Annotated in this window: 13 protein-coding genes; 3 read left to right on the top strand and 10 right to left on the bottom strand. The window is 66.2% G+C overall.

The window, feature by feature from the left end; translation table 11 throughout:
* Positions 1–125 precede the first annotated feature (125 nt).
* The 8 genes from U0042_RS21230 to U0042_RS21195 form a co-directional block, all read right to left on the bottom strand.
* Entirely contained in the window at positions 126–734 is a 609-nt protein-coding gene (locus U0042_RS21230) for a methyltransferase domain-containing protein (RefSeq protein WP_114809274.1), read from the bottom strand.
* 175 nt (positions 735–909) lie between these two features.
* Positions 910–2490: a ubiquinone biosynthesis regulatory protein kinase UbiB gene (gene ubiB, locus U0042_RS21225; protein ID WP_114809513.1), complete on the bottom strand. Its 1581-nt coding sequence runs from the start codon at positions 2488–2490 to the stop codon at positions 910–912.
* A gap of 15 nt (positions 2491–2505) precedes the next feature.
* The gene (locus U0042_RS21220; protein WP_114809275.1) at positions 2506–3141 is read right to left on the bottom strand and encodes a ubiquinone biosynthesis accessory factor UbiJ; all 636 of its coding nucleotides are present in this window, start codon (positions 3139–3141) and stop codon (positions 2506–2508) included.
* Positions 3142–3262: 121 nt separating this feature from the next.
* Complete coding sequence (locus U0042_RS21215; RefSeq protein ID WP_114809276.1) at positions 3263–4300, bottom strand: Tim44 domain-containing protein; 1038 nt, start codon at positions 4298–4300, stop codon at positions 3263–3265.
* A gap of 36 nt (positions 4301–4336) precedes the next feature.
* Positions 4337–5068, bottom strand: coding sequence for a bifunctional demethylmenaquinone methyltransferase/2-methoxy-6-polyprenyl-1,4-benzoquinol methylase UbiE (gene ubiE, locus U0042_RS21210; protein ID WP_114809277.1), 732 nt, complete (start codon positions 5066–5068; stop codon positions 4337–4339).
* Positions 5069–5154: 86 nt separating this feature from the next.
* Positions 5155–5568 (bottom strand): gamma-butyrobetaine hydroxylase-like domain-containing protein, encoded by a 414-nt coding sequence (locus U0042_RS21205; protein WP_017772687.1) that lies wholly within the window; start codon positions 5566–5568, stop codon positions 5155–5157.
* A gap of 8 nt (positions 5569–5576) precedes the next feature.
* The gene (locus U0042_RS21200; protein ID WP_114809278.1) at positions 5577–6005 is read right to left on the bottom strand and encodes an HIT family protein; all 429 of its coding nucleotides are present in this window, start codon (positions 6003–6005) and stop codon (positions 5577–5579) included.
* 42 nt (positions 6006–6047) lie between these two features.
* Positions 6048–10157: a DUF3683 domain-containing protein gene (locus U0042_RS21195; RefSeq protein ID WP_114809279.1), complete on the bottom strand. Its 4110-nt coding sequence runs from the start codon at positions 10155–10157 to the stop codon at positions 6048–6050.
* 464 nt (positions 10158–10621) lie between these two features.
* Between U0042_RS21195 and ilvA the strand changes: the two genes are divergently transcribed.
* Genes ilvA through queF form a run of 3 tightly spaced genes read left to right on the top strand, consistent with a single transcriptional unit; the run spans position 10622 to position 13909 of the window.
* Complete coding sequence (gene ilvA / locus U0042_RS21190; RefSeq protein WP_114809281.1) at positions 10622–12145, top strand: threonine ammonia-lyase, biosynthetic; 1524 nt, start codon at positions 10622–10624, stop codon at positions 12143–12145.
* Between the two features lie 40 nt (positions 12146–12185).
* A complete protein-coding gene (locus tag U0042_RS21185) occupies positions 12186–13088 on the top strand; it encodes a 5'-nucleotidase (protein WP_114809282.1) in 903 nt (300 codons plus the stop codon).
* Entirely contained in the window at positions 13085–13909 is an 825-nt protein-coding gene (gene queF, locus U0042_RS21180; RefSeq protein ID WP_114809283.1) for an NADPH-dependent 7-cyano-7-deazaguanine reductase QueF, read from the top strand. The genes U0042_RS21185 and queF overlap by 4 nt, the downstream gene beginning before the upstream one ends.
* Positions 13910–13917: 8 nt before the next feature.
* Here queF and U0042_RS21175 read toward each other — a convergent pair whose 3' ends face one another.
* Both U0042_RS21175 and U0042_RS21170 read right to left on the bottom strand, forming a co-directional pair.
* The gene (locus U0042_RS21175) at positions 13918–14307 is read right to left on the bottom strand and encodes a RidA family protein (protein WP_114809284.1); all 390 of its coding nucleotides are present in this window, start codon (positions 14305–14307) and stop codon (positions 13918–13920) included.
* Between the two features lie 116 nt (positions 14308–14423).
* Positions 14424–15905, bottom strand: coding sequence for an N-acyl-D-amino-acid deacylase family protein (locus tag U0042_RS21170; protein WP_114809285.1), 1482 nt, complete (start codon positions 15903–15905; stop codon positions 14424–14426).
* Positions 15906–15908 lie beyond the last annotated feature (3 nt).

Genomic DNA, 15908 nt, shown 5'->3' with positions numbered 1-15908 from the left:
GAAAATCTGATAAACGCTTGCAAAGCCTTGAATTATAGCCGCAAACGCCCTTCGGCCCGGCGATTTCGCCAGCCGTCGCATTGCACGGCCACCGCGCGCTCAGATGGGGGCGAGGACCGCGCGGATCAAGAGCGACTGGCGCGACGTTGCCAGGTCATCCAGCGCTCGCGGCCGGCAAAGACCGGTATCGAACCGGACACGGGCTCGTCTTCCACGAGCGTGAAGTTGGGTTCGAGCAGCGCGTCGAGCTCGGCACGGTCGATGCCGAACGGCGGCCCCTTCGGCGTGGCGCCGATGAAGAAGAAGCCGGCGAGCAGGCCGCCTTCCGGCAGGATGTCGGCCATGCGGGCAGCGTAACGCGCCCAAAAACCGCGCGGCAGGGCACACAAAAAAGCGCGCTCGTAGACCCAGCCGGGCGTGAACGGCGGCTGCCAGCCGAAGAAGTCCGCCTCTTCCACCACATGCGTGTACTGCTCGCCCAACTGGGCGCGCGCTGTGGCGACGGCGGCCGGCGAGAAGTCGATGGCGCGCACCTGGCGACCGCGCTGAGCGAGCCACAGCGCTTCCCAGGCACTGCCGCATCCAGGAATCACGACCGCTTCGGCAGGATGCCGCGCCGCGAACGCTTCGAACGCGGGCGGCACGCCGGCCTGGTCCCAAGGGGTGAAGCCCTGCTCGAAGCGCTCGTTCCAGAAAGCCGGGTCACGCGGATCGCGAGATTCGAAGTCGGGCATCGATGGCACCGCCGCTGCGGGCGTTGCCGCGGACTTTCCTGCGCCACCCGGTTCATCGGATGGGCCTGCCTGATGGGTTGGATCGGTCATGGCGCGTTTGTTCCTCGATGCTTTCGGGTCTCAAGCAGGCTTCGGCGTTCGCTCAGACGCTCTCAGCCGCCCTCACCCACCGTGTTCAGCCACCATAAGCGAGCGCGAGCCACAAACGGGCGGCGATGGCGCCGGCGCCGACCGCAAGGCCAAACATGAGCAGCCCTTGAAGCAGCCGGTTGGTCCGCTTCTGCTCCAGCAGGATCAACCGCATGGCGTCGTCGCTCGTGCCCGCATGGGGATTGTCGTGGCGCTGCGCCAGAACGTGGTGAATCAGGCGCGGCAGCTGTGGCAACGTCTTGCTCCACTGCGGCGCTTCGATCTTCAGCCGCTCATACCAGCCGCGCAGGCCGATCTGCTCGTTCATCCACCGTTCGAGGTACGGCTTCGCCGTCTTCCACAGGTCGAGGTCGGGATCGAGCGAGCGGCCCAGCCCTTCCACGTTGAGCATGGTCTTTTGCAGCAGCACGAGCTGCGGCTGGATTTCAACGTTGAAGCGGCGTGAGGTCGAGAAGAGGCGCATCAGCACCTGGCCCAGCGAGATGTCTTTCAGCGCCCGGTCGAAGTACGGTTCGCAGACGGCGCGAATGGCGCTTTCCAGTTCTTCCACGCGCGTGTTGGGCGGCACCCAGCCCGATTCCAGGTGCAGCGTTGCAACGCGGTGGTAGTCGCGCTTGAAGAAGGCGAGGAAGTTTTGCGCGAGGTAGTTCTTGTCGAAGTCCGAGAGCGCGCCAATGATCCCGAAGTCGAGCGCGATGTAGCGGCCGAAGTGCGCGGGGTCGAGGCTCACCTGGATGTTGCCCGGGTGCATGTCCGCGTGAAAGAAGCCGTCGCGGAACACCTGCGTGAAGAATATCTCCACGCCTTCGCGGGCAAGCTTCGGGATGTCCACGCCTGCGGCCCGCAAGGTTTCCACCTGGCTGATCGGCACCCCGACCATGCGCTCCATGACGAGCACGGTGGGCGTGCAGAATTCCCAGTACATTTCCGGCACGAGCAGGAGGTCGAGCCCCGCGAAGTTGCGCCGCAGCTGACTGCCGTTGGCTGCCTCGCGCATGAGGTCGAGTTCGTCGTGCAGGTACTTGTCGAATTCGGCCACCACTTCGCGCGGCTTGAGCCGCTTGCCGTCCGCCCACAGCCGTTCGGCCCACACGGCGAGGTCACGCAAGAGCGCGAGGTCGGAATCGATGACCGGCCGCATGTTCGGACGCAGCACCTTGATGGCCACGGGCTTGCCCGCGTGGTCGCCCGTCTTGAGCTTCGCGAAATGCACCTGGGCGATCGAGGCGCTCGCCACCGGCACGCGCTCGAAGTCGTCGAACAGCACGCCCACAGGCGCGCCCAGCGACCTCTCGATAAGCCCGATGGCCACATCCGAATCGAATGGCGGCACCTGGTCCTGCAAGCGCGCCAGTTCGTCGGCGATATCGACGGGCAACAGATCGCGGCGCGTGGACAGCACCTGACCGAACTTCACGAAGATCGGCCCCAGGCTTTCGAGCGCGAGCCGCAGCCGCACCCCGGGCGGCTGATCGAAACGACGGCCGATGGTGGTGATGCGCAGCAACAGCCGCACGCGGCGGTCGTTGATGCGCGAGAGCATCATCTCGTCGAGCCCGAAACGGATGACGGTGAAAAAGATCTTTAGAACTCGCAGAACGCGCATGTCGGGCCCGATCACCTAGCGCGCCGGGCGCGATGTGGCTGCCGCGCGCGAGCGCTCGCTAGCGATTTTCTGCTCCAGACGCTCCACGCGCTTTTCGACACGCGCGAGCGTGTCGCGGGCGCGAGCCAGCTCCTCGCTGAAATCCTGAAGTGCGTCGCGGCGCACCAGTTGCGGGTCTTCGTCGAGCAGGTACTCGGCCACCGAGTCGAGCAGATTGCGCCCCGCCCGGCGCGCGTGTTCGCCCGCCGTACGCACCAGCGACGAGACGCGCCACGCCGGGCCGTCGCCAATGAGTTGCGCCAGATCCTCTTCCGGCTCCCAGCGCAGATGTTCGGCCAGCTTCGCGATGGTCGTCGCGAATTCGGCATCACCCTCGATCTTGACGTGCTTCATGACGGCCGCCTGGCCGCCCTGCAGGAACGCAGGCACGGCGTCGGCGGGTACCGAGACAGTCACGTCGAACGCATGCGCGTCGCGCTCGTCCACAGCCGCCAGGTAGCCGTCCGCTTTCACGAGCAGAGTGAGGACGACGGGTGGACAGGCAAGCCGGACAGTCTTGCCGGCGTAGGGAGCGAGACGGTCGAGCGCCCACGTTTCGCGGGCGAGCAGGTGATTGACGGCAGCGGCAAAGGGCTTGGCGGCGAGGGTCATCGGCACGTGGAGGAATAAAAACCCGCGCGGGCGAAGGCCACGCGCGGGTTCCTATTGTAACGTCCGTCACGTCCGAACCGGGCCGCGCTGAGCGTCGGCCAGACGGACGATACGACGTGCGTCAGTGCGCTCCGTGGGTCAGCTGCTGGATGCCGGCGAGCAGCCAGCCTTCGCCGCGACGCGCCGACTTCGACAGGTTCCAGACCTCGGAGAACGGTTCGGCCGGCGCGCCCGCCGTCTCGCGGATGAGGCCGGAGAACTGCACGCTGGCCAGGTACTCCTCGCCACGGTCTTCGACACCGAGCAACTCGGCGTTGAGTTGCACCACATCAGTCTGGTTCGCCTGTGCGCCGCGCGAGTCGAGATCGACCTTCACTTCGGCGAACATTTCCGGCGTGGTGAATTCACGGATGTCGTCCATGTTGCCGGCATCCCAGGCAGCCTGGAGGCGCACGAAGTGAACCTTCGCATTGCGCAGGAACGCCTCGGTGTCGAAACCGGGCGGCACCGCGACCTGAGCAGCCGGCTCGGATGCCGTTGCTGCGGCAGCCGCGGGGCTCGCCGAAGCAGGCAGCGACGACATTCCGGAGAAACGCGGCTCCGCGGTATCGCGCGCCGAACTAAAGTCGCCGGCGCGGTAAGCGTCGGCGCGGCCGGCACCGGCTGCGCCGTAAGCCGGCTGGTTCGCGTCGCGGCGGCGACCCGTGAACTTGCGGATCAGCCAGATCGCGATCATGGCGATGAGCGCGATCACGATGATGTTCGCCATCATGCCGGCGAACGCTTCGCCCAGGCCAAAGTGAGACAGCAACGCGGCAATGCCGAGACCGGCGGCGAGACCGGCGAGCGGCCCAAGCCAGCGCGAACGCGAAGGCGCGGCGGCGGGCGTGGGAGTGGGTGCGGGCGCCCGCTGCGCCTGAGCGGCCTGGCCCGACTGCTGCAGGGGTTGACCGGGTTGTTGCGCAGGCGGCGTGGCCTGGCGCTGGGTCACGGTAGACGACTGCCGGCCGATGGTGCGACCGCCGCCCATGCGGCGTGCGTCGGCATCCAGCGACGCGAACGTCGCCGCGACCACCAGGCCGACGATTGCGAACCGCCCGATCCGCGCCGCCCACGAGGGAGAAAGACTTTTGAAAGACTTAGAGCGCGCATCAGACATAACTGAAATTCCTTTCAAGACAACGAGTTGGGAACGCTAATACTTTGTCGCGACATGCAAGGCTACCACGCCAGCTGACAAATTGTAATATTTGACGGCTTCAAGGCCGACTTGTTCCATCATCGTCTTCAAAGTTTCCTGGTCCGGGTGCATGCGGATGGATTCGGCCAAGTAGCGGTAGCTGTCGGCGTCTTTCGCAAAGCGGTCGCCCAGCCAGGGCAGCACCTTGAACGAATAGACGTCGTAGAACTTGCGCAGCGGCTCCCATACCTTCGAGAACTCCAGCACAAGCACGCGCCCGCCCGGCTTCAGCACGCGCCGCATTTCGGCGAGCGCCACGTCCTTGTGGGTCATGTTGCGCAGTCCGAACGCGACAGTCACCACGTCGAAGTAGTTGTCCGGAAAGGGGATTTTCTCCGCGTCGCACAGCAGCGCCGGCGTAATGACGCCCTTGTCGAGCAGCCGGTCGCGGCCCACGCGCAGCATCGATTCGTTGATGTCGGTGTGCCAGACCTCGCCCGTCGGCCCGGCCTGTTTCGCGAACGCCTTCGAGAGGTCGCCCGTGCCGCCCGCGATGTCGAGCACCCTGGCGCCGGGGCGCACCTTCGCCTGGGCGATCGTGAAGGCCTTCCAGGCGCGATGCAGCCCGCCCGACATCAGGTCGTTCATCAGGTCGTAGTTCGAGGCGACCGAGTGGAACACGCCCGCCACTTTCTTCGCTTTTTCCTGTTCGTCGACGGTCTGATAGCCGAAGTGGGTTTTGCTCATCGCGCTGGTCCTTTCGCGGGTTCGGAATTGTTGCGCCGCGCCATATGCGGCAGGCGCCATCGTATCAGGGCACGGCCGGATCGGTATTAATGACAGTGGCCGTGCGCGGCTGCGGGCGCGGGCATGGGCGCGTCGCGCTCCACGCCTGCTGCTTTCAGTTTTGCGAAGTACTCGGCCCACAGCTCGTCCTGGCGCGTGGCCAGGTCATAGAGCAGGTCCCACGAATAGATGCCCGTGGCGTGACCGTCCGAAAACGTCGGCTGCAACGCGTAGTTGCCCACGCCTTCCAGCGCCGTGATCGTGACCTCGCGCTTGCCGGTCTGCAGCGTCTCCTGGCCCGGCCCGTGGCCACGCACTTCCGCGGACGGCGAATACACGCGCATCAGTTCGAACGGAACGCGATAGCTGCGCCCGTCGGCGTATTGGAGTTCCAGCACGCGCGATACCGCGTGCACGACGACGCCGGTGGGCACCGGCGTATCGGGTTTCAGTCCACTCATGATTGACCTCAGGCGAGCGCCTGCTCGATTTCGTTACGTACGGCTTCGCGCAGCAAGGTGGCCTGGGCGCGCCGTGCGGCGAGGAGTTTTTCGGACACGGTGCGCTGGCGCGGCGCCCACACCGGCATGGGGAAATGGGCGTCGTTCGAATAGCGCGGAATGACGTGCCAGTGCACGTGCGGCACCTGGTTGCCGAGGCTCGCGAGATTCACCTTGACGGGCTGCATCACGCGGCGCAGCGCACGCTCGACCGCGTACACCGCGCGCATGATGCGTTCCCGCGCGCCGCCGTCCAGATCCGAGAACTCCGCAACGTGCGCATTCCAGATCACGCGGCAAAAGCCGGGGTAATCCAGTTCGTCGGCGAGGACGACCCGCAGGGTGTCGTCCTGCCAGAGCACCTCGCCGCCGTCCTCACGGCAGAATACGCAGTCCATCGTTGTCCTCAGGCAGATCGGCAGGATGCCGCAACGGTGCCATTAGACCAGCACGCGCTCGATTCCGCCATTGTTCGCACGCGCAACATAATCGGCCATCCAGCTCTCGCCCAGCACGTGGCGGGCGATCTCGACGACGATGTAGTCCGCTTCGATGCCGGCGTCTTCGTTGTAGCGCGAAAGCCCTTGCAGGCACGACGGGCAGCTCGTGAGGATCTTCACGTCCGCCGCACCGTTGCCTTGCGGCGCCACCGGCTGGGGACCGTCGCCGGCCTTGAGCACCGAACCCGCGGGCGCGCCTGCCGCCCCCGCGGCAGCGTTGGCCGGGTTGATCGCGTTGGCACCCGCTTGCGCCACGAGCGGAATGCCGCGCAGCTTCGCGGCACCCTTGCGGATCTCCTCTTCCTTGCGAAAGCGCACCTGCGTCGAAATGTCCGGGCGCGTCACGGCGAGCGTGCCCGACTCGCCGCAGCAACGGTCGTTCTTCTCGATGCGGTAGCCGTCTTTGTCCGAACCCATGAGTTCGTTGACGAGCTTCACGGGGTCGATCGTCTTGATCGGCGTGTGGCAGGGATCGTGGTACATGTAGCGCGTGCCCGTCACGCCGTCGAGCTTGATGCCCTTCTCCAACAGGAATTCGTGGATGTCGATGATCCGGCAGCCCGGAAAGATCTTCTCGAATTCATAGCCCGCGAGCTGGTCGTAGCAGGTGCCGCACGACACCACCACGGTCTTGATGTCGAGATAGTTCAGCGTGTTCGCGACGCGATGGAACAGCACGCGGTTATCGGTGACGATCTTCTCCGCCTTGTCGTACTGCCCCGCGCCGCGCTGCGGATAGCCGCAGCACAGGTAGCCCGGCGGCAGCACCGTCTGGACGCCCGCTTCCCACAGCATGGCCTGCGTGGCGAGCCCCACCTGCGAGAACAGCCGCTCGGAGCCGCAGCCCGGGAAGTAGAACACCGCTTCCGAATCGACCGTGGTCGTCTTCGGGTTGCGAATGATCGGCACGATCTTGTTGTCTTCGATGTCGAGCAGCGCGCGCGCCGTCTTCTTCGGCAGGTTGCCCGGCATCTTCTTGTTGACGAAGTGGATCACCTGCTCCACCACGGGCGGCTTGCCGGTGGTGGCGGGCGGATGAGCCGTCTGCTTCTTCACGACCTTCTTGAGCAGGTCGTTACCGAGGCGCTGCGCCTTGTAGCCGAAGCCCATCATCGCGGTACGCGCGAGGTTGATGGTCTGCGGGTTGGTGGCGTTCAGGAAGAACATGCCCGCCGCGCTGCCGGCGTTGAACTTCTTCTTGCCCATCTTGCGCAGCAGGTTGCGCATGTTCATGGAGACATCGCCGAAGTCGATCTTCACCGGGCACGGCGTCACGCACTTGTGGCAGACCGTGCAGTGGTCGGCCACGTCGTTGAACTCGTCCCAATGCTTGATCGACACGCCGCGGCGCGTCTGCTCCTCGTACAGGAAGGCCTCCACCAGCAGCGACGTCGCGAGAATCTTGTTGCGCGGGCTGTAGAGCAGATTGGCGCGCGGCACGTGCGTCGCGCACACCGGCTTGCACTTGCCGCAGCGCAGGCAGTCCTTGATCGAAGCGGAGATCGCGCCGATGTCGGACTGCTGCATGATGAGCGACTCGTAACCCATGAGCCCGAAGCTCGGCGTGTAGGCGTTGCGCAGATCGGCGCCGTCGAGCAGCTTGCCCGCGTTGAAGCGGCCTTGCGGATCGACGCGCTGCTTGTACGCGCGGAATTCGGCGATCTCGTCTTCGGTGAGGAACTCCAGCTTCGTAATGCCGATGCCGTGCTCGCCCGAGATCACGCCATCCAGCGAACGCGCGAGCTTCATGATGCGCGCCACGGCGGCGTGCGCGTCCTGGAGCATCTCGTAGTTGTCGGAGTTGACCGGGATGTTCGTGTGGACGTTACCGTCGCCCGCGTGCATGTGCAGCGCGACGAACACGCGGCCGCGCAGCACGCGCTTGTGGATGGCCTGAGCCTCGTCGAGGATCGGCTTGAACGCGCCGCCGTTGAAGATCTGGCGTAGTTCCGCGCGAATCTCCTGCTTCCACGACACGCGGATCGTCCGGTCCTGGGTGACGTGGAAGACGTTTGCGTCGGTCTGCACGTCGACGCGGTCGGCGAACTTCTCGGCCAGCGCCTCGTAGCCGAGCTGCACCAGATGGTGCTGCGCTTCGGCAAGCGGCATGTCGAGGTGATCGCGCAGGAATTCCCAGCGCGCACGCACGTGCCGCAGCAGGTCGAGCGCCTGCTGCACGCGGTCTTCCAGCAGCTCGGCGCTGGGAATCTCGTTGGCGTCATCGCTCTTGCCGAGCGGCAGCTTGCCCGCCTTGAAGAACGCTTCCAGCGCGTCCAGCAGTTGCAGCTTGTTCTTGATCGACAGCTCGATGTTGATGCGCTCGATGCCGTCCGTGTACTCGCCCATGCGGTCGAGCGGAATCACGACGTCTTCGTTGATCTTGAACGCGTTGGTGTGCTTCGCGATGGCGGCCGTGCGGCTGCGGTCCAGCCAGAAGCGCTTGCGCGCCTCGGCGCTTACGGCGACGAAGCCTTCGCCGCTCTTGCCGTTGGCCATGCGCACCACTTCCGAGGTGGCGGCGGCCACCGCGTCGGCGTCGTCGCCCACGATGTCGCCGATCAGCACCATCTTCGGAAACGCGTTGCGCTTCGACTTCGTCGCGTAGCCCACGGCGCGCAGATAGCGCTCGTCGAGGTGTTCCAGCCCGGCCAGAATCGCGCCGCCCTGCTTCGACGTTTCGAACAGGTAGTCCTTGATTTCGACGATGCTCGGAATGGCCTCGCGCGCCTGGCCGAAGAACTCGAGGCAGACAGTGCGCGTGTGCGCGGGCATCTTGTGCAGCACCCAGCGCCCGGACGTGATGAGCCCGTCGCAGCCTTCCTTCTGGATGCCGGGCAGGCCGGCGAGGAACTTGTCGGTGACGTCCTTGCCGAGCCCTTCCTTGCGGAAGCGCCGCCCCTCGATTTCGAGCGTCTCCGTGCGCAGCAGCTTTTCGCCCGGCGCATGTTCGCCGTCGAACCACTTCAGTTCGAAGCGCGCCACGGCAATGTCGTGAATCTTGCCCAGGTTGTGCTCGAGGCGCGTGACTTCGAGCCAGTTGCCCTCCGGATCGACCATGCGCCACCAGGCGAGGTTGTCGAGCGCGGTGCCCCACAGCACGGCCTTCTTGCCGCCCGCATTCATCGCAATGTTGCCGCCGATGCACGACGCGTCGAGCGACGTGGGGTCCACGGCGAACACGTAACCGGCCTGCTCGGCGGCCTCGGTCACGCGGCGCGTGACCACGCCCGCGCCGGAGTAAATGGTCGGCACCTTGCGGGCCACGCCCGGCAACTCCGTCAGTTCGACGGCGCCCAGTTGCTCCAGCTTTTCGGTGTTGATGACGGCCGAGAACGGCGTGAGCGGCACCGCGCCGCCCGTGTAGCCCGTGCCGCCTCCGCGCGGAATCACGGTGAGGCCGAGTTCGAAGCAGGCCTTCACGAGGCCGGCGATCTCCGCTTCGGTGTCCGGCGTGAGCACGACGAACGGATACTCGACGCGCCAGTCGGTCGCGTCGGTCACGTGCGAAACGCGCGCGAGGCCGTCGAAGCGGATGTTGTCCTTCTGCGTGCGGCGGCCCAGCACCTTCGTTGCGCGGCGACGCAGTTCGGCCATCTTGGCGAACTCGGCGGCGAAGTGGTCGATGGCGCGGCGCGTAGCGCCTACCAGCGTTTCGACGCGTGCGGCGCGGTCGATGCCCGCCTCGTCGCTGTGCTCGAGCAAGTCGGCACGGCGGCGCTTTTCGATTTCCGCGAGCCGGTGATTGAGCGCCTCGATCAGCAGGTCGCGGCGCTTCGGATTGTCGAGCAGATCGTCCTGAAGATACGGATTGCGCCTCACCACCCAGATGTCGCCCAGCACCTCGTAGAGCATGCGCGCCGAACGACCCGTGCGGCGCTCTTCGCGCAGTTCCGAGAGCGCCGTCCATGCTTCTTCGCCGAGCAGCCGGATGACGATTTCGCGGTCGGAGAACGACGTGTAGTTATAGGGAATTTCGCGCAGGCGCGGCTCGATTTCGGCGGCTACTGCCGCGGCAGCCCCGTGGGGATCGAAAACTTGAGGTGCGTTCATGTTAGGACGACTCGGTGGGTCTGCGCGGCGGACCTGTGCGGTAAGCGCCGGCTGACAGTGCGCGTGGGACGCATTCTGGGGAAGCGTGTCCGAAATATTCTGCTATTTGCGGACGACCGTGATGTGAAGCCCGCGCCGGCCAGGGTGAAGCAACGAACGCTGCCAAACTTGCCGGGGACTTCGCTGGCTCAGATTCCGCTACACGATCGTGCGTGGCGGGCGTGCCGCTGCGCCGCGGGGCGGGTCTCGCGCCGCGCGGGCATCAAATGGGCGATCCGAGGCTGCCAGCGCATCTTTCGGTCCTTGTTCCAAAACGAGATTCTAACTCATCATGCTGGCCGGCGCTGACCGCCACCCTGCCCCGCAAGGGGCTTTGCGGGGCGCCTGGCGGCGGCCTGAGCGAGGCTCAATGGCGCTATCATTGACGCTTTCCCTCCTCACCCAGCGCGGCGCGCATCCCCAGCATGGCTCCCCACGACTATCTCAAGAAGATCCTCACCGCACGCGTCTACGACGTGGCCCGCGAGACCGAACTCGAACATGCGCCGAACCTCTCGGCACGGATGCACAACGCCATTTACCTGAAGCGCGAAGACAACCAGCCGGTGTTCTCGTTCAAGCTGCGCGGCGCCTACAACAAGATGATCAATCTGCCCGCCGACGTGCGCGCGCGCGGCGTCATCACGGCGTCGGCCGGCAATCACGCGCAGGGCGTCGCCTACTCGGCCGCGCGCCTCGGCGTGAAGGCGGTCATCGTGGTGCCGATCACCACGCCGCAGGTGAAGGTGGACGCGGTGCGCGCCCACGGCGGCCCGACGGTGGAGGTGGTGCAGGCCGGCGAATCGTATAGCGACGCCTACGCGCACGCCCTGAAGATCCAGGAGGAGCGCCAGCTCGCCTTCGTGCATCCGTTCGACGACCCCGACGTCATCGCCGGCCAGGGCACGATCGCGATGGAAATGTTGAGCCAGCACCAGGGCCCCATCCACGCGATCTTCGTGCCGATCGGCGGCGGCGGCCTCGCGTCCGGCGTGGCGTCGTACGTGAAAGCGGTGCGCCCGGAGATCAAGGTCATCGGCGTGCAGACCGAGGACTCGTGCGCCATGGCCAAATCCATCAAGGCCGGCGAGCGCGTGGCGCTCAACGAGGTGGGCCTGTTCTCGGACGGCACGGCGGTGAAGCTCGTGGGCGAAGAGACGTTCCGCGTGTGCCGCGAGACGCTCGACGAAGTGATCACCGTGGATACGGACGCCCTGTGCGCCGCGATCAAGGACGTGTTTCAGGACACCCGCAGCCTGCTTGAACCCGCCGGGTCGCTCGCCGTGGCAGGCGCGAAGCAGTACGCGGAACGCGAAGGCATCGAAGGCGAGACGCTGATCGCGATCACCTCCGGCGCCAACATGAACTTCGACCGCATGCGCTTCGTGGCCGAGCGCGCCGAGGTGGGGGAGTCGCGCGAAGCCGTGTTCGCCGTCACCATTCCCGAAGAGCGCGGCAGCTTCAAGCGGTTCTGCGCGCTGGTGGGCACGCGCAGCGTGACGGAATTCAACTACCGCATCGCCGACGCGCAGTCCGCGCATATCTTCGTTGGCGTGCAGATCAAGAATCGCGGCGAGTCCGCGCAGATCGCCGGCAACTTCGAGGCGCACGGGTTCGCCACGGTCGACCTCACCGGCGACGAGCTCTCCAAGCAGCACGTGCGCTACATGGTGGGCGGCCGCTCGCCGCTCGCGCACGACGAACGGCTCTTCCGCTTCGAGTTTCCGGAGCGGCCGGGCGCGCTCATGAAGTTCCTTTCTTCGATGGCGCCGAACTGGAACATCAGCCTGTTCCACTACCGCAACCAGGGCGCGGACTACAGCTCGATCCTCGTCGGCATCCAGGTGCCGAAGGCGGAAGACGCCGAGTTCGGCCGCTTCCTTGCCACGCTCGGCTATCCGAACTGGGAAGAAACGGCGAACCCGGTCTACCGGCTGTTCCTCTCGTAAGGGCTGCGGCCTGCGCCCGTAAAAACAGGACCGCACACGCATGGCGCTCTCGCTCGCGGACAAACTGGTCGTCGCCATCTCGTCGCGGGCGCTGTTCGACTTCGAGGAAGAAAACCGCGTTTTCGAGACCGGCGACCTGCAAGCCTACGAGGCGCTCCAGCGCGAGCGCCTCACGGTTCCGGCGCGGCCCGGCGTGGCGTTCGCGCTGATCCGCAAGCTGCTCGCGCTGAATACCAGCGCGCATCGCGTGGAAGTGGCCATCCTCTCGCGCAGCGACCCCATCAGCGGGCTGCGCGCGTTCAGCTCGTGCCGCGAACACGGACTCGCCATCGAGCGCGGCGTGTTCACGCGCGGCCGTCCGCCGTTCGGGTATCTGAAGCCCCTCAACGCGTCGCTCTTTCTGTCGGCCAATCACGGCGACGTGCGCGACGCGCTCGCGGCCGGTTTCCCCGCCGCACGCGTGCTGCCCGAATCGGCGACAATGGCAAGCCGGTATCCGGACGAAATTCGTATCGCGTTCGACGGCGATGCGGTGCTCTTTTCCGACGAAGCGGAGCAGATTTTCCAGCGCGACGGGCTGCGCGCGTTCGTGAGCCACGAGCGCGACAATCGCGAGCTGCCGCTGGCCGTTGGGCCGCTCAAGCCGCTGCTGGAAGCGCTGCACCGTCTGCAGAAACTCGCCGACGAAGCCTCGCCCATGCGCATCCGCACTGCGCTCGTCACGGCGCGGTCGGCTCCAGCGCATGAGCGCGCCATTCGCACGCTGATGGCCTGGAACATCGAAATCGACGAAGCGATGTTCCTCGGCGGCCTCGACAAGGGCGCGTTCCTGCGCGAATTCGAACCGGACTTTTTCTTCGACGACCAGATCCGCCACTGCGAATCGGCCCGCGCCGTTACGGCGACGGGGCACGTCGCGAGTGGCATCGTGAACGCATCATGACACCCGAACAGTCACCGCTCGGCAAACCCGCCACGTACACCGAACAGTACGATCCCACGCTGCTTTTCCCGATTGCGCGCGCCGCGGCGCGCGAAGCCATCGGCATCGGCGCACAGTTGCCGTTCTTCGGCACCGACATCTGGAACGCCTACGAGCTTTCGTGGCTCAACACGCGCGGCAAGCCCCAGATCGCCGTGGCCACGTTCTTCATTCCGGCCGACTCGCCGAACATCGTCGAGTCGAAGTCGTTCAAGCTCTACCTCGGGTCGTTCGCGCAGACGCCGTTCGAATCCATCGACGCCGTGCGCGACACCATCAAGCGCGACGTGGCCGCGGCGTGCGGCGCGTCGGTGTCGGTGCGGCTCGACCCGCCCGCGGCATTCGCCAAGCTCCCGTTCGAAGAGTTCGAAGGGCTTTCGCTGGACCGGCTCGATCTCGACGCCGACGTCTACCATCCGGACCCGTCGCTGCTGCGCGCGGCACTGGGCGAGGCGCCGGTGGAGGAAACGCTGGTGTCGAACCTGCTCAAATCGAATTGCCCCGTCACGGGCCAGCCGGACTGGGGCAGCGTGCAGATTCACTACGTGGGCCCGCAGATCGATCAGGCGGGGCTCCTGCGCTACATCATTTCGTACCGCAATCACACGGGGTTTCACGAGCAATGCGTGGAGCGCATCTTCGTGGACATCCTGCGCGAATGCCAGCCCGTGAAGCTCGCGGTCTACGCGCGCTATACGCGGCGCGGCGGGCTCGACATCAACCCGTTCCGCACCAACTACAACCTGCCGATGCCGGACAACGCGCGGCTCGCCCGGCAGTAAGGCGCGGCTTACTTCTCTGCCGGCGCCTTGTAGGCCACGCAGTCGATCTCGACCTTGCAGTCCACCACCATGCTCGAGACGACGCAGGCGCGCGCCGGCGGATGCTCGCCGAAGTACTCGCGAAACACCTTGTTGAACGACGCAAAGTCGCGCGGGTCATCCAGCCACACGCCGCAGCGCACGACGTGCTCGCTGCCGTAGCCGGCCTCCTTCAGGATGGCGACCATGTTCTGGATCGCCTTGTGCGACTGCTCGACGATGCCGCCATTGATCACTTCGCCGTTTTCCATCGGCGTCTGGCCCGAGACGAAGAGCCAACCGTCCGCCTCCACCGCACGCGCAAACGGCATGTGCTGACCGCCCGTGCCCTTGCCGCCTTCCACACCATAACGCTTCATCGTTTCTGCTCCTGGTCGATTGTTGGCGCGCGCCGCGAAAGTGCGACGCGCGAGAGGAATGCCGTCCCGGTATGCCGGCACACCGGCCGGCATACGACGGAACTTGAACGCTGAATTCAGAACGCGCGTTGTGCCGCTCCCGCCGGCACCGCTCCGCGCGCCACGAAATGCCCGGCCCGCTCGCCGGACGGCTGACCCTCGCGGTACGACAACACGCCGTTGACCCACACGGCGTCGATGCCGTCCGCCGGTTGCTGGGGCCGTTCGAACGTCGCGGCGTCGCGCACGCGCGCCGGGTCGAACAGCACGAGGTCAGCGTGATAGCCCACGTGCACCTCGCCGCGCTGCGCCAAGCCGAAGCGGCGTGCGGAGAGCGACGTCATCTTGCGCACGGCTTCTTCGAGCGGCATGAGCGCCATGTCGCGCGCGTAGTGGCCGAGCACACGCGGAAATGCGCCCCACAGCCGCGGATGCGGCAGCGGATCGTTCGGCAAGCCGTCCGAGCCCACCATGCTGGCCGGATGCGCGAGGATGCGCCGCACGTCGTCCTCGGACATGTTGTGGTACACCGCGCCCGCCGGTTGCAGGCGCTTCGCGGCGTCCTGCTGGCTCACGCCCCACTCCGCCGCAATCTCCTTGATACGCTTGCCCGCCATCTCGGGATGCGGCTCCGACCACGTGACCGTGATGTCGATGTCGCCCGTCACCTGCTTGAGATCGAGCGTCGACGAACTGCGGTTGTACGGATAGCAGTCGCAGCCCACCGGCTGAAGGCGCCGCGCGCGCTCCAGCCGTTCGAGCACTTCGGTGCTGCGGCCCCAGTTCGACGGCCCCGCGCACTTGAGGTGCGAGATCACGACCGGCACCTGGGCGTGGCGGCCCACGCGAAACGCTTCGTCCATGGCGTCCAGAATGCCGTCGAACTCCGTACGCATGTGCGTCGTGTAGACCGCGCCCGCCGCGGCAAGCGGCTCGGCGAGCGCCATCACTTCTTCCGTCGACGCCGCGAACGCCGAGCCATACGCGAGCCCGGTGCTCAAGCCCAGCGCACCGTGCGCGAGCGCTTCTTCGAGCTGCGCGCGCATGCCGTCGATCTCGGCGGCGGTCGCGGTGCGGTCGAGCCGGTCCATGTGGTTGTTGCGCAGCGCCGTGTGGCCGACCAGCGCCGCGACGTTCACCGCGGGCCGCGCGGCGTTCACGGCGTCGACGTAGGCCGCGAAGGTCGGGTACTGGAACGCGTCGCGCTCGCCGAGCAGGTTCATCGGGTCGGGCGGCTCGCCCTTGAGCGCCATGGGCGACGCGCTGATCCCGCAGTTGCCCACGATCACCGTCGTCACGCCCTGGCTCAGCTTCGGCAGCATCTGCGGCGAGCGGATGACGTGCGTGTCGTCGTGGGTGTGGACGTCGATGAAACCCGGCGCGAGCGCGCGGCCGTTCGCCTCCACGACCTCCTCGGCCAGCCAGTTCGACAGATTGCCGATCGCGACGACGCGGCCGTTGCGGATGGCCACGTCGCGCTCCACGGGCGGCGCGCCCGTGCCGTCGTAAAGCTGGGCTCCGACGATCAGCGTATCTGCGGCTTCAGGATGCGAATGCATGGG

It is taken from the genome of Paraburkholderia kururiensis (genome assembly GCF_034424375.1).
GTDB classification, from domain to species: domain Bacteria; phylum Pseudomonadota; class Gammaproteobacteria; order Burkholderiales; family Burkholderiaceae; genus Paraburkholderia; species Paraburkholderia kururiensis_A.
The sequence above is the reverse complement of the archived record's forward strand: the minus strand, read 5'-3'. Positions and strand labels throughout refer to the sequence as shown.

Coding starts and splice junctions, on each gene's coding strand:
- U0042_RS21230 (WP_114809274.1), bottom strand. CDS start 734: ATGCCCGACTTCGAATCTCGCGATCCGCGTGACCCGGCTTTCTGGAAC.
- ubiB (WP_114809513.1), bottom strand. CDS start 2,490: ATGCGCGTTCTGCGAGTTCTAAAGATCTTTTTCACCGTCATCCGTTTC.
- U0042_RS21220 (WP_114809275.1), bottom strand. CDS start 3,141: ATGACCCTCGCCGCCAAGCCCTTTGCCGCTGCCGTCAATCACCTGCTC.
- U0042_RS21215 (WP_114809276.1), bottom strand. CDS start 4,300: ATGTCTGATGCGCGCTCTAAGTCTTTCAAAAGTCTTTCTCCCTCGTGG.
- ubiE (WP_114809277.1), bottom strand. CDS start 5,068: ATGAGCAAAACCCACTTCGGCTATCAGACCGTCGACGAACAGGAAAAA.
- U0042_RS21205 (WP_017772687.1), bottom strand. CDS start 5,568: ATGAGTGGACTGAAACCCGATACGCCGGTGCCCACCGGCGTCGTCGTG.
- U0042_RS21200 (WP_114809278.1), bottom strand. CDS start 6,005: ATGGACTGCGTATTCTGCCGTGAGGACGGCGGCGAGGTGCTCTGGCAG.
- U0042_RS21195 (WP_114809279.1), bottom strand. CDS start 10,157: ATGAACGCACCTCAAGTTTTCGATCCCCACGGGGCTGCCGCGGCAGTA.
- ilvA (WP_114809281.1), top strand. CDS start 10,622: ATGGCTCCCCACGACTATCTCAAGAAGATCCTCACCGCACGCGTCTAC.
- U0042_RS21185 (WP_114809282.1), top strand. CDS start 12,186: ATGGCGCTCTCGCTCGCGGACAAACTGGTCGTCGCCATCTCGTCGCGG.
- queF (WP_114809283.1), top strand. CDS start 13,085: ATGACACCCGAACAGTCACCGCTCGGCAAACCCGCCACGTACACCGAA.
- U0042_RS21175 (WP_114809284.1), bottom strand. CDS start 14,307: ATGAAGCGTTATGGTGTGGAAGGCGGCAAGGGCACGGGCGGTCAGCAC.
- U0042_RS21170 (WP_114809285.1), bottom strand. CDS start 15,905: ATGCATTCGCATCCTGAAGCCGCAGATACGCTGATCGTCGGAGCCCAG.